This is a genomic window from Rhodanobacter spathiphylli B39 (genome assembly GCF_000264295.1).
GTDB lineage: Bacteria > Pseudomonadota > Gammaproteobacteria > Xanthomonadales > Rhodanobacteraceae > Rhodanobacter > Rhodanobacter spathiphylli.
The window spans coordinates 115,407-127,375 of record NZ_AJXT01000004.1; the positions used below are offsets into that span (position 1 = coordinate 115,407).

The 11,969-nt window shown below is 67.4% G+C and carries 10 protein-coding genes; 4 read left to right on the forward strand and 6 right to left on the reverse strand.

Annotated features, from left to right (window positions below; translation table 11 throughout):
• Positions 1-25: 25 nt before the first annotated feature.
• From UU7_RS01240 to UU7_RS01250, 3 genes are all read right to left on the reverse strand, one after another.
• The gene (locus tag UU7_RS01240) at positions 26-565 is read right to left on the reverse strand and encodes a GNAT family N-acetyltransferase (RefSeq protein ID WP_040672654.1); all 540 of its coding nucleotides are present in this window, start codon (positions 563-565) and stop codon (positions 26-28) included.
• A gap of 5 nt (positions 566-570) precedes the next feature.
• Positions 571-1,044, reverse strand: coding sequence for an SET domain-containing protein-lysine N-methyltransferase (locus UU7_RS01245; RefSeq protein WP_007804613.1), 474 nt, complete (start codon positions 1,042-1,044; stop codon positions 571-573).
• A 93-nt stretch (positions 1,045-1,137) separates the two neighbouring features.
• Positions 1,138-1,488 carry a ComEA family DNA-binding protein gene (locus tag UU7_RS01250; protein WP_007804614.1) on the reverse strand — a complete coding sequence of 117 codons (351 nt, stop codon included), beginning with the start codon at positions 1,486-1,488 and terminating at the stop codon, positions 1,138-1,140.
• Positions 1,489-1,693: 205 nt separating this feature from the next.
• Between UU7_RS01250 and UU7_RS01255 the strand changes: the two genes are divergently transcribed.
• The 4 genes from UU7_RS01255 to UU7_RS01270 all read left to right on the forward strand — a co-directional run bounded on the left by UU7_RS01255 (position 1,694) and on the right by UU7_RS01270 (position 5,569).
• Positions 1,694-3,118 carry a M20 family metallopeptidase gene (locus UU7_RS01255; RefSeq protein ID WP_007804615.1) on the forward strand — a complete coding sequence of 475 codons (1,425 nt, stop codon included), beginning with the start codon at positions 1,694-1,696 and terminating at the stop codon, positions 3,116-3,118.
• A gap of 58 nt (positions 3,119-3,176) precedes the next feature.
• Complete coding sequence (locus UU7_RS01260) at positions 3,177-3,902, forward strand: YggS family pyridoxal phosphate-dependent enzyme (protein WP_007804616.1); 726 nt, start codon at positions 3,177-3,179, stop codon at positions 3,900-3,902.
• Between the two features lie 190 nt (positions 3,903-4,092).
• On the forward strand, positions 4,093-4,818 hold the full coding sequence (locus UU7_RS01265; RefSeq protein WP_007804617.1) for a C40 family peptidase: 726 nt from the start codon (positions 4,093-4,095) through the stop codon (positions 4,816-4,818).
• A 136-nt stretch (positions 4,819-4,954) separates the two neighbouring features.
• A complete protein-coding gene (locus UU7_RS01270) occupies positions 4,955-5,569 on the forward strand; it encodes a rhomboid family intramembrane serine protease (protein WP_007804618.1) in 615 nt (204 codons plus the stop codon).
• A 32-nt stretch (positions 5,570-5,601) separates the two neighbouring features.
• Here the strand turns inward: UU7_RS01270 and rapA are convergent, their stop codons facing one another.
• From rapA to UU7_RS01285, 3 genes are all read right to left on the reverse strand, one after another.
• Positions 5,602-8,442: an RNA polymerase-associated protein RapA gene (rapA, locus tag UU7_RS01275; RefSeq protein WP_007804619.1), complete on the reverse strand. Its 2,841-nt coding sequence runs from the start codon at positions 8,440-8,442 to the stop codon at positions 5,602-5,604.
• A gap of 330 nt (positions 8,443-8,772) precedes the next feature.
• Positions 8,773-9,450: a Fe2+-dependent dioxygenase gene (locus UU7_RS01280; RefSeq protein ID WP_007804620.1), complete on the reverse strand. Its 678-nt coding sequence runs from the start codon at positions 9,448-9,450 to the stop codon at positions 8,773-8,775.
• A gap of 33 nt (positions 9,451-9,483) precedes the next feature.
• Entirely contained in the window at positions 9,484-11,823 is a 2,340-nt protein-coding gene (locus UU7_RS01285; RefSeq protein WP_007804621.1) for a catecholate siderophore receptor Fiu, read from the reverse strand.
• Positions 11,824-11,969: the final 146 nt, after the last annotated feature.

Consider the following 11,969-nt stretch of genomic DNA (forward strand, 5'->3'; position numbering starts at 1 on the left):
CGCCCGCGAAGAGAAATCGTGGAGCTCAGCCGTAGGCGCGGCGCGGCTCGCGATGCGGCGGGTAGTAGGCAAACACGTGGCTGTGGCTGCCGTAGAAGTCCATGTCTTCGATGTGCTCGCCGCCCAGTCGCTCGGCGACCCGGTCCGAAGCTTCGTTGCCGATGCGCACCAGGCTGATCACCCGCTGCGCGTGCAACTGGTTCCAGGCGAATTCCAGCACCGCCGTACCCGCCTCGGTGGCGTAGCCGTGGTGGCGGTGTTCGGGCTTGAGCATCCAGCCCATTTCCAGGTCGGGCCAACCGTCGGGATACATCAGGCCGGCGCGGCCGATGAACTCGCCGGTGGCTTTCAGTTCCAGCGCCCACATGCCGCAGCCGCGAAGTTGCCAGTGGCCCAGCAGCATGGCCAGCGAGCGCCAGGCATTGGTGCGGTCCAGTGGCTGGCCGTCGCCGATCCAGCGCGTGCTGGCAGGGTCGGCCAGCATCGAGGCGTAGTCGTCGAAATGACGTTCGGTCAGCGCAGTCAGGCGCAAGCGCGCCGTTTCAATGGTTGGAATATCAAACATCACGATCAGCGGTGGGCGGCAACCAGCAGTTCGGCCAGTGCATGAGTGCTGCTGGCGAGACTTTCTTGCCAGGACAATCCGGTGATTGTCTCACCTGTGACCGAATCGACAAAATCCTCGGCCTGGCCCGGCGGCAGCAGGTGCCGGTAATCCACCGTGATCTCGGTCCCCGGCGGGAGCTCGGCCAGGGCAAACACGAAGCCCAGGTGCCACAGCCCGTTGGGTGCGAAGCTGTGGTTGATGTAGCACTCGTCGGGCCAGTCCGGCGACAGCGTGTAGCGATCCTCGAACCAGCGGGCGCTGGCGTGGAACTGCGCACGCAGCTCCGCCGAGGCCATGATGTCGGCGTAGCGGAAGGTCTGCGTGATGGCGTCCGGTGCGGTGATGATGCTGCCCGCGGCCACCGTTTCGTCGAGGAACAGCCCCTTGCCGGCGCCGTGGATGGCCGAGGCGGCGATGTGATAGCGCGGCAGGATCATGACCGGGGTGGCGATGGGCTGGGCGCGCGAGTGTAACGCAAGCGGCGCGGCCCGCCATGGACCGCGCCGCCGCCGCCGATCTGCCCCGGCCGCTTATTTCTCGCTCGCTGCCTTCCTGCCCTTGTGGGCGGGTTTGGCGGGCGCGTCGGCCTGGGCGACCGCCTCGGGCGTGTCTCCCGCCTCCAGCTGGATCGCGCTGCGATTGCGCTCGATCGTGGCCTTGCCGATGCCCTTGACGTGCTTGAGGTCGTCGGCCTTCTTGAACGGGCCGTGCGCCTCGCGCCAGGCCACGATGGCCTCGGCCTTGGCCTGGCCGATGCCGTCCAGCGACTTGGCGATGGTGGCCGCATCCGCCTGGTTGATGTTGACCGGGGTGGCCGCCAGCAGCAGGCCGGGCAGGGCGAGCGTCAGCGCGAGTGCAACAGCGACGAGTTTGTTGAACATGGGCTTTCTCCTTGGGCGGTGGTCACGGCATCCGTGTGCCGTCGGCGAACTATCCCGCCGCCGCCCGCCCTGCACAGTCGGAAGCACGACAGGCCGTGCGTGCGTGATCGTCGTGCCCCCGTGTGGGGCGCAGCCCGTCGGTTGTCGGTGCGACGGAAGCGCGCTGGTACAATGGCGCACTTGTCTGCCTGCTGGAGTGATACCGATGGATACTGCCCGCCTCTCGCGTTTTGTCAGTGGCCTCTGGGACGACGAGATCGTGCCGCAGCTGGTGGAATACATCCGCATTCCCAACAAGTCGCCGATGTTCGACAAGGACTGGGTGGCGCACGGCTACATGGATGCAGCGGTGAAGCTGATGGAAACCTGGGCGCGCTCCAAGCTGAGCCAGCTGCCCGGTGCCACGCTGGAAGTGGTGCGGCTGGAAGGGCGCACGCCGCTGATCTACATCGACGTGCCGGGCCAGGGCGACGACACCGTGATGCTGTACGGCCATCTGGACAAGCAGCCGGAGATGACCGGCTGGGCCGAGGGCCTCGGCCCGTGGACGCCGGTGATCAAGGGCGACAAGCTGTACGGCCGCGGTGGCGCCGACGACGGCTACGCGATCTTCGGCTCGCTGGCCGCCTTGCTGGCGCTGCACGAGCAGGGCATCCCCCACGCGCGCTGCGTGGTGATGATCGAGGCCTGCGAGGAATCGGGCAGCTACGACCTGCCGTTCTACGTCGACCACCTGGCCGAGCGCATCGGCAGCCCGTCGCTGGTGGTCTGCCTGGATTCGGGCTGCGGCAATTACGACCAGCTGTGGCTGACCACCTCGCTGCGCGGCATGACCGGCGGCAACCTCAGCGTGCAGGTGCTGGAAGAAGGCGTGCACTCGGGCGATGCCTCCGGCGTGGTGCCGTCGAGCTTCCGCATCCTGCGCGAGTTGCTGTCGCGGCTGGAGGACCCGGCCACCGGCGCGATCAAGCCGAAGGAGTTGTACGTCGACATCCCGCAGCAGCGCATCGACCAGGCCAAGCTGTCCGCCGAGGTGCTGGGCGACGACATCTACGACAAGTTCCCCTGGGTCGACGGCATGCAGCCGGTCACCAAGGACCTGGCCGAGCTGGTGCTCAACCGCACCTGGCGTCCGCAACTGGCGGTCACCGGCATCGGCGGCATCCCGCCGCTGGAAAGCGCCGGCAACGTGCTGCGTCCGTTCACCTCGGTGAAACTGAGCCTGCGCGTGCCGCCCACGCTGAGCGGCGCCAAGGCCGGCGAGTTCGTCAAGCAGCTGCTGGAGAAGGACCCGCCGTACGGCGCCAAGGTCACCTTCACCCTGGAGAAGGACGGCTCGGGCTGGAACGCGCCGGCGCTGTCGCCGTGGCTGGAACAGGCGGTCAGCGACGCCTCGCAGAACCACTTCGGCGCACCGGCCACCTACATGGGCGAGGGCGGCAGCATCCCGTTCATGGGCATGCTGGGCGAGAAATTCCCCCAGGCGCAGTTCCTGATCACCGGCGTGCTGGGGCCGCATTCCAACGCCCACGGTCCGAACGAGTTCCTGCACATCCCCACCGGCAAGAAGGTCAGCATGGTGGTGGCCGAGGTGGTGGCCAAGCACTTCGCGCAGGGCGCCAGGGGCTGAGCGACGTTCTCCTTCTTCCCTCCAAAGGGGAGAGGGGACGACCGCCACGGGCTTGTCCATGGATCACCCCCACCTCGCCGCCAACTGGTCCGACGTCCGCCGCCGGGTGGATGAGGCCTGCCGAGCCGCCGGGCGCGACCCGGCCGAGGTCGACATCCTGCCGGTCAGCAAGACCTTCGGCCCGGAGCTGATCCGGGCCGGGGTGGCGCTGGGCATGCGCCGCTTCGGCGAGAACAAGGTGCAGGAGATCCGCGACAAGTCGGCGCCGCTGGCCGACTGCGGCATCGACTGGGTGATGATCGGCCACCTGCAGACCAACAAGGCGAAGGACGTGGCGCGGCTGGCCAGCGAAGTGCAATCGCTGGACCGGCTGGATCTGGCCGAGGCGCTGGATCGACGGCTGCAGCACGAGGGCCGCGGCATCGACGTGCTGGTGCAGGTGAAAACCTCCATCGAGCCCAGCAAATACGGTCTCCCGCCTGAACAGCTGGCCGACTTCCTGAACGCCTTGCGCGGCTATCACGGCTTGCGCGTCCGTGGGCTGATGACCCTGGCCATCCACTCCGTCGACGCTGACGAGGTACGGGCCTGCTTCCGGCTGCTGCGCGAGCTGCGCGACCGATCCATGCTGCAAGGCCATGATATCCCACGGTTATCCATGGGGATGAGCGGTGATTTCGGGCTGGCCATCGCCGAAGGGGCGACTGAGGTGCGGATCGGCACGGCGATCTTCGGCCAGCGTTCCTACCCGGACTCACACTACTGGCCCGAGGCTGGCGCCTGAGCCATTATTTCAATAGAAATCATTGGCTTGTATAAAGTGTGCGCGCTATCCCGGTTTTCCGGAACGGCAGAGTTCAGTTAACCTCAATCCAACATCTGCACGCCATCTTCTTGTTAAGTTCACTCCCTCGTCACGTCGTCGGCACCTGCTGCGCGGCCAATCCTGTGAACAACAAGGGATTTTTCCCAGCATGTCCTTCAAGCACCTGACTGCCGCCACCGCGCTCCTTTCCGTGCTGCTGGTTTCCGCTCCGCTTCAAGCGAAGTCCCTTGTTCCCCTCGCCGTTGTTGCCGGCCAGACCGCCACGGCGGCTCCCGTCCTGCTCGATGATGCCGCGATCGCGCGCGTCAGCGCACCGCTGCTGGGGCAGTTGCCGGTCTTCAACCCGGTGGCCGGGCTGGCCCAGGCCGTGGTTCCCGACGCCGGCGCCATGATCGTCGAGAAGGCTTCCGTTGCCGCCGACACCAGCGAGCAGAGCGCCGCCGCTGCCAAGGTCAGCGCCAACATCACCGACCTGCGCAAGTCGTTGCTGGTCGTGGCGATGGGCCTGCGCGACACCCGTTACGTCCGCGGCGGTCGCGACCCGTCCACCGGCTTCGACTGCAGCGGTTTCGTGCGTTATGTGTTCGCTCATGCGGTGGGCATGCAGCTGCCGCGCAACTCGGCCTCTCAGTTCCTGGCCGGCCTCAAGGTCAAGCGGGCCGACATGCAGCCGGGCGACCTGGTGTTTTTCCGTACGCATGGCAAGCGTGCCATTTCGCACGTGGGCATCTACATCTCGAACGGCCGCTTCATCCACTCGCCGGCCACCGGCAAGTCGGTGGAGATCTCCAGCCTGAAGGAAGGCTACTGGGCCAAGCGCTTCGCCGGCGCCAAGCGTCCGGAAGCGATGGCGCAGGTAGCCGACAAGGGCTGAGCGCGGCCGCACACGTTTTCCGTGGAGCCGCCGTGAGGCGGCTTTTTTCTGCCTGCCGTGCTGAACGAAAGCGGCGCGGCGCGGTCATCAAGCGAAGCCACCCACGCCTTGCCAAGGCACTCTCCGGAACCTGTTGATGCCTTTTGACCTGCCGCCCGTGACTCGCAACCTGCTGATCGCCAACGTCGCGGTGTTCCTGCTGCAGCAGGTGATGGGGCAGGTGCTGCTGCTGAACTTCGCGCTGTGGCCGCTGGGCTCGGGCCTGTTCGGGGTGTGGCAGATCGTCACCAGCGCGTTCATGCATGGCAGCCTCACCCACATCGCGTTCAACATGATCGCGCTGTACATGTTCGGCGGCACCATCGAGCGCACCTTCGGCGCACGCAATTTCACCCTCTATTACTTCGTCTGCGCGATCTCCGCCTCGCTGCTGCAGCTGGCCGTGCTGTGGTTCTTTCCGGGCCAGGTCGGCCCCACGCTGGGCGCGTCGGGCGCCATCTTCGGCCTGCTGCTGGCGTTCGGCGTGCTGTATCCGCAGGAGAAGGTGATGCTGATCTTCCTGCCGATCCCGATGCCGGCGTGGCTGTTCGTGAGCCTGTACGCCGCCGCGGAACTGACCATGGGCGTGACTGGCATCGAGCCGGGCGTCGCCCACTTCGCCCACCTCGGCGGCATGCTGGGCGGCATCGTGCTGATTCAATACTGGCGCGGGCGGCTGCCGTGGAAGCCGCGGCGACGCTTGCTGCGCTGAGCGTTGAAGCCGCTGCCTGGGCCGGGCCGGCGTCAGCGCAGGGCGAGGAAGTCCGCGCTGACCACGAAGCGTACGGCGTCCAGGCGCAGCCGTGATTGCGGCAGGGCACCCAGCAGTTCGGAACGCTCGGCGACGACCGCGGCGATCTCCGCTTCGCTGACCGACGGATTGACCGCACGCAGCGCCAGCAGCCGCGACAGCTCGGCATCCAGCATCGTGGTGGCCAGGTCGGTGGCTTCCTCGATTCGCGTCTTCGCCTGTACGCCGGCCAGTGCCTCGGCGCGCTCCAGCATCGGCGGCACCAGCTTGCCCAGGAACTTGCGGTAGCGCACCACCTCGATGTTGCGGTCGCCCGCCTTGCGCAGCGCGATGTCGCTGGGCTCGAAATCGGCGCGTTCGGCGAGTCGGGTATCCACCGTGATCACGATCGGCAGGATCGGCAGGAAGCGCTCGGCGTCGAGCCGGCGATCGGCGACGCACTCGAGCAGGAACACCGCCTGCAGCAACGCGCTGCGCGGCGGCAGCGCGTCGTCGACCATGAACGCGGCGTTGCCCTGCTCGCCGGACAGCGCCAGGTCCATCGCACCGGCCACCAGCGGGTGGTCGAGCCGCAGCAGCGGCAGTTCCTCGCGGGCCAGCGCCACGTCACGCACGAAGGTGACCGATTGCGGACCGTCGGCGAAACCGGGCAGGGCATCGGTGGACAGGTATTGCGGATCGAGCAGCAGGACCTGGCCGCCCAGCTCCTCCGGATGGATGCCGAACGCTTCCAGCAGGCGTTGCACGAAGGCGTTGCGGCCGGGGTCGTGGTCTTCGCGGGCGAACACCTGCTGCAGTTCGTCGGCGTGCAGGTCGCGGGTGGCGGCCAGTTCCAGCAGGTGGTCGCGGCCGCCGCGGATCAGCTCGGCCATCTGCTCATGGCTGGCATGGGTTTCGGCCAGCAAGGCGTCCAGTTCCTGGTCGCGGTTGTCGTCGCCGCGGGCGTGCTCGTCCGCCAGCCGGGTCAGCAGCTCGCCGTAGCGGCGCAGCAGTTCGCGGCCGTCGGCCGGGCTCATGCGGAACGCGTCGACGCCTTCGTCATACCAGCGGGCCAGCACGTGCTGGGCGCTGTCGGCCACGGCCAGGATGTGGATGTTGATGTCGTGTTTCTGGCCGATGCGGTCGAGCCGGCCGATGCGCTGTTCGAGCAGGTCGGGGTCCAGCGGCAGGTCCCACAGGATCAGTCGATGCGCGAACTGGAAGTTGCGCCCCTCCGAACCGATCTCCGAACACAGCAGCAATCGCGCGCCGTCAGGCTGGGCGAAGTAGGCGGCGTTGCGGTCGCGCTGGATGATGCCGAGGCCTTCGTGGAAACGCGCCACGCCGACGCCGCTGCGGGTGCGCAGCACTTCCTCCAGCGCCAGCACCTTGGCCTGGCTGCGGCAGATCAGCAGGAACTTGTCCTGCGGGTGCTGCTCCAGCAGGCCGATCAGCGCATCCACCCGCGGGTCGGCGCTGTAGTCGATCTCGATCAGCGCCGGCGGCTGCAGGATGTCGGCATGGAACTCGGCCAGCAGCGACTGGCGCGTGCTTTCGTCCACCGTGTCCGCGTCCAGCAGGTGCCATTCGGGCAAGCGCCTGGGGAAACCACCCACGCCGGCGCGGTTGTTGCGGAACATCGCGCGGCCGGTGCCGTGGCGGTCGATCAGCGCGGCCAGCAGTTCGCGGGCGTTGGCCGGTTTGGTCGAATCGGCGAGTTGTGCGGTGAGTGCGGCGTCACCGTGGAAGGCGTCGGCGAGGGTGGCGCGCTGCAGTTCGTCCAGCGGCTCGCCGTCGAGCAGCCGGTCGGCGATCTTCGACAGCGCCTGGTAGGTATCGGCCTCGGCCAGATAGCCGTCCAGATCGTGGTAACGCTGGGGGTCGAGCAGGCGCAGGCGGGCGAAGTGGCCGCTGCGGCCGAGCTGTTCGGGGGTGGCGGTGAGCAGGATCACGCCGGGAATCGCCGCAGCCAGCTGCTCCACCATCGTGTAGCGCGGGCTGGCCATGTCCGGTGACCACGCCAGGTGATGGGCTTCGTCCACCACCAGCAGATCCCATGGCGCTTCCAGCAATTGCTTCGCGTATTTCGGCGAGCTTTCCAGGAAGCCGAAGTCGGCGATCACCAGTTGCTCGTCCTCGAACGGATTGCCGGCGTCGCCAGCCTGTTCGAGGGCCTCGCAGCGCTCCTCGTCGTAGATCGCGAAGCTGAGGTTGAAGCGGCGCAGCATCTCGACGAACCACTGGTAGACCAGGGTGTCGGGCAACAGCAGCAGCACCCGCGAGGCGCGGCCGGTGGCGAGCTGGCGCGCGATGATCATGCCCGCCTCGATGGTCTTGCCCAGGCCCACCTCGTCGGCCAGCAGCACGCGGGGCGGGCGGCGGGCCGAGGCGATGCCGGCCACGCGCAGCTGATGCGGCACCAGTCCGATCCGTGCCGCGCCCAGCCCCCACATCGGCGAACGGCGCGCCTCGGCGCGTCGCTTCAGGCCTTCCAGGCGCAGCTCGAAGTGCGCCACGGTGTCGGTGCGACCGCCGATCAGGCGATCGTCGGCCTGGCTCACGCTCTGCTCGTCGTCGAGCTGGCCTTCTTCCAGTTCGCGGCCTTCGCCCCGATAAATCAGCAGTTCATCGCGGATTTCCACCCGTTCGACCAGGAACGCGATGCCCTTGCCGGCCACGCGCTGGCCGGCGCGGAACTCGGCGCGCAGCAGCGGCGCCGAGTCGATCGCGTAGGGGCGCAGTACGCCGGCCTTGGCGAACAGCACCTGCACCCCGCGTCCTTCGACGCGCAACACGGTGCCGAGGCCCAGCTCGGGTTCGGCGGAGGAGATCCAGCGTTGACCAGGGACAAACATGTTTCAGCCGCGTTTTGCAGGGGGTCGACAATTATCCGCTCCGCGGCGCGCGGTGGGAACCGTTGTCTGCCGTCGGCCCGGCTCAGCGCCGGTGAAGAACATCACTTCCTGTGGTTTTCTTCCATCGCATGTCCGGTACATGCCCGGACCTGCTCACGCGAATCAGTCACTTGCGTGACTGCTCCGCGACCGGCCATCGGGCAACTGCTCCTGCGTTGCCTCAATTCGGGCATCGGGCAACTGCTCCCTGCGTTGCCTCAACTCGGGCATCCATGTCCTCGCCATGCCCTCGCCATGGCCGGGCTTCGAGGTTGAAAAACTCACAACCTCTCAGGTCTCTGACCACTGTCGCAGCAGGTTGTGGTAGACGCCGGTCAGTTGCAGCACCGCCGCCGGGTCGGCCGCCGTCTGCGTCAGGCGCTGGATCGAGCTGTCCAGTTCGAACAGCAGGCGACGGCGGCTGTCGTCGCGAACCAGGCTTTGCACCCAGAAGAACGAGGCCACCCGCGCGCCGCGGGTCACCGGGGTGACCCGGTGCAGGCTGCTCGACGGGTAGACGATCAGGTCACCGGCCGGCAGCTTCACTTCGTGCTCGCCGTAGGTGTCGTTGACGATCAGCTCGCCGCCGTCGTACTCGTCCGGCCCGCTGAGGAACAGCGTGCAGGACACGTCGCTGCGCAGCTGCGCGTCGGCGGACAGCGCCATCACCGCGCCGTCGACGTGGTAGCCGTATTCGCCGCCGCCTTCGTAACGGTTGAAGCGCGGCGGCAGGGTGCGCAGCGGCAGGGCTGCCGCGTGATAGAGCGGGTTCTTCGCCAGCGCCGCCAGCACCAGCTGGCCCAGTTGCAGGCGCAGTGGCGAGGCGTCGGGCAGCTGCAGGTTGCGCTTGACCTTCGCTCCCTGCACGCCGACGGTCTCGCGGCCGTCGGTCCACGCGGCCGCATCCAGCTCGGCGCGAATCCGGGCGACCTGCGCGGGATCGAGTACCTCAGGGATGTGCAGCAGCATGAAGCACCTTGGACCTGGGCGGGAGGCCGAGGATCAGAAACGGATGTTGGCAGTGAGCATCGCCGCGCGCGGCGTGCCCGGGGTGTAACGGTAGCCGCTCTTGTTGATCGCCGCGACGTAGTCCTTGTCGAACAGGTTGTACAGGTTCAACTGCAGGTCGAAATGCCGGTTGACCGGATAGCTGGCCATCGCGTCGAACACCCAGTACGCCTCGGTGAAGGCGGGCGTGCCGATCGCGCCGTCGGTGCCGCGCTTCATTTTGCCGGCATAACGGGCACCGCCGCCGATGGTGAGGTTGAACGGCAGGTGCCAGGTGGTCCAGGCGGTGAACGCGCTCTTCGGCGTATAGGCCAGGTCGCTGGAACCGTCGTTGGCGACGGCCGTGCCGCTGATCACCCTGGCGTCCATGGTGGTGTAGCCGGCGCTGACCGCCCAGTTGTCGCTGAGCTTGCCGACCATGCTCAGCTCGATGCCCTGCACGCGTTTCTCGCCGACCTGGTAATACTGCAGGTCGACCGGGTCCTGCACCAAGTCGTTGGTGACGGTGGTGCGGTACAGCGCGCCGGTCAGCAGCAGTCTTTCGTCGAGCAGGTCCCACTTGCTGCCAAGCTCGACGGTGCGGGCCTTCTGCGGATCGAAGTCGGGGTTGTCGGCGCTGTTGGCCGAACCGCTCAGGGTCAGCGTGTTGCCGCCCGGCGGCTCCTGCGACACGGCGAAGTTCGCATAGATGCTGCCATTGGCGGCCGGCTTGTACAGCACGCCGAGCTTGTAGCTGGGCAGGTTGCCGGACTTGTCGGCGTCCACGCCCGGCAGCACGCTGCCGGCGGGCAGGGTGCCGCAGGCCGGGGCGTTGCGCGAGCCGCAGACCACCATGCTGTCAAAGTCGGTCTGGTAGTGATCCAGGCGCAGGCCGGCATTGACCTGCCACTGCTCGTTGAACTTCAGCGTGTCGAACAGGTAGGCCGCTTCGGTGTCGGTCTGGCCATGGGTGTCGGCGCCATTGCCGCCGTAGAGCAGCCCGCTGACGTCGGCCTCCGGGTGGTAGAGATTGGCGGCGGGCCAGGCGCTGCCGGCCAGCGTGGCCATGCCGATGGTGTCGGCCTTTTCGCGGCTCAGCTCGATGCCGGCGCTGAGGTCGTGCGTGACGCTGCCGGTGTCGAAGCTGGCGGTGAGGTTGGTCTGGTTGGTGACGATGCGGTTGGTCTGGTTCTTGTACGTCGGCAGGCTGCGCGCGATGGACCAGGTCGAGGGATCGGCGGCGTCCGGGGTCAGCAGGTTAGCGGCGTCGCCCCGGAACGAGGTCAGCAGGTAATCCTGGTGGGTGCGGCCCCAGCGCGTGGTGTTGTGCAACGCCACGTCGGTCGAGAAGTCGTGCTCGACGATGATGGTGAACATGTCCGCCTTGACGTCGTCATGGTCGGAGGTGGTGCCGTAGAAGTTCGACGGATCGACCATCGGCGCGTCGGCGAGGAACGGCCGGGTGGCATCCGGGCTGCTGTAACCGGGCAGGCCCAGGGTCGGCACGCCGCCGTCGGGCAGGTTGTTCTGCTGCACGTGCAGGAAGTCGATGTAGACGCGGGTCGGCGTCTTCAGGCCGAACGCCAGCGACGGCGCGACGCCCCAGCGGTTCGCTTCGACCTTGTCGCGCCCCGGCGAGCCGCTGTCCTGGCCCATCAGGTTGAGGCGGAACGCGGAGGTGGCGCCCAAGGTCTGGTTCCAGTCGGCGGTGGCACGGCGGTGCTGGCCGCTGCCGTAGCCGATCGATCCGGAAATGCCGTCGCCCAGTTGCGGCTGCTTGCTGGCCAGGTTCACCGAGCCGGTGGGCGCGGTGCGGCCGTAGTCGGTGCCGGCCGGACCCTTGGCCACTTCCACCTGTTCGATGTTGAACACGTCGCGCGAGATCGAGCCGAGGTCGCGTACGCCGTCCACGAAGATGCTGCCCGAGGTGTCGAACCCGCGCATGTAGATGCTGTCGCCGGTGTTCGTGCTGCCGTTCTCGCCGACGTAGAAAGTGCCTACGCCCGGGCTGTTGCGCAGCGCTTCGGTCAGTGTGGTGGCGCCCTGCTGCTGGATCAGCTCCTTGGTGATCACGCTGATGGTCTGCGTGGTGTCCAGCAGCGGCTGGGTGTATTTCGGCGAGGACAGCTTGTCGACGCGGTAGTCGTTGCCGGTGACCGCTTCCACCTGCACGCCTGGCAGGCTCTTGGCCTGCGCCACTTGCGCGCCGGTGAAATCAGCGGGCGTGGCGTCCGTGGCGGCCGCGGGGAAAGCCAGCGCCAGGCCGGTGAACAGGGTTGCCGCCTTCAGCGCGCTCGTCGTCGTGGCCTGGGTGCGCGAGCCGACGGGATGTTTGCGCGATTTGATCGGTGTCATGAGAGCTCCATGGATGAACGGGATTTGCGTGCGGACAGGGCCTGGCGGGTCTGGCGCATGCAAAGGTCTTGCATTGGCTGGATGCAGGGTTCGGGGCGGCCGAACGCGCACCGAAGAAAATCAGCGTGCGTCGTGTCGTTCGACGG

Bases quoted from the DNA above. Each gene is read 5' to 3' on its own strand.
- UU7_RS01265 (WP_007804617.1), top strand. From the start codon at position 4,093: ATGTCCTTCAAGCACCTGACTGCCGCCACCGCGCTCCTTTCCGTGCTG.
- UU7_RS01240 (WP_040672654.1), bottom strand. From the start codon at position 565: ATGTTTGATATTCCAACCATTGAAACGGCGCGCTTGCGCCTGACTGCG.
- UU7_RS01285 (WP_007804621.1), bottom strand. From the start codon at position 11,823: ATGACACCGATCAAATCGCGCAAACATCCCGTCGGCTCGCGCACCCAG.
- UU7_RS01255 (WP_007804615.1), top strand. From the start codon at position 1,694: ATGGATACTGCCCGCCTCTCGCGTTTTGTCAGTGGCCTCTGGGACGAC.
- UU7_RS01250 (WP_007804614.1), bottom strand. From the start codon at position 1,488: ATGTTCAACAAACTCGTCGCTGTTGCACTCGCGCTGACGCTCGCCCTG.
- UU7_RS01260 (WP_007804616.1), top strand. From the start codon at position 3,177: ATGGATCACCCCCACCTCGCCGCCAACTGGTCCGACGTCCGCCGCCGG.
- rapA (WP_007804619.1), bottom strand. From the start codon at position 8,442: ATGTTTGTCCCTGGTCAACGCTGGATCTCCTCCGCCGAACCCGAGCTG.
- UU7_RS01245 (WP_007804613.1), bottom strand. From the start codon at position 1,044: ATGATCCTGCCGCGCTATCACATCGCCGCCTCGGCCATCCACGGCGCC.
- UU7_RS01270 (WP_007804618.1), top strand. From the start codon at position 4,955: ATGCCTTTTGACCTGCCGCCCGTGACTCGCAACCTGCTGATCGCCAAC.
- UU7_RS01280 (WP_007804620.1), bottom strand. From the start codon at position 9,450: ATGCTGCTGCACATCCCTGAGGTACTCGATCCCGCGCAGGTCGCCCGG.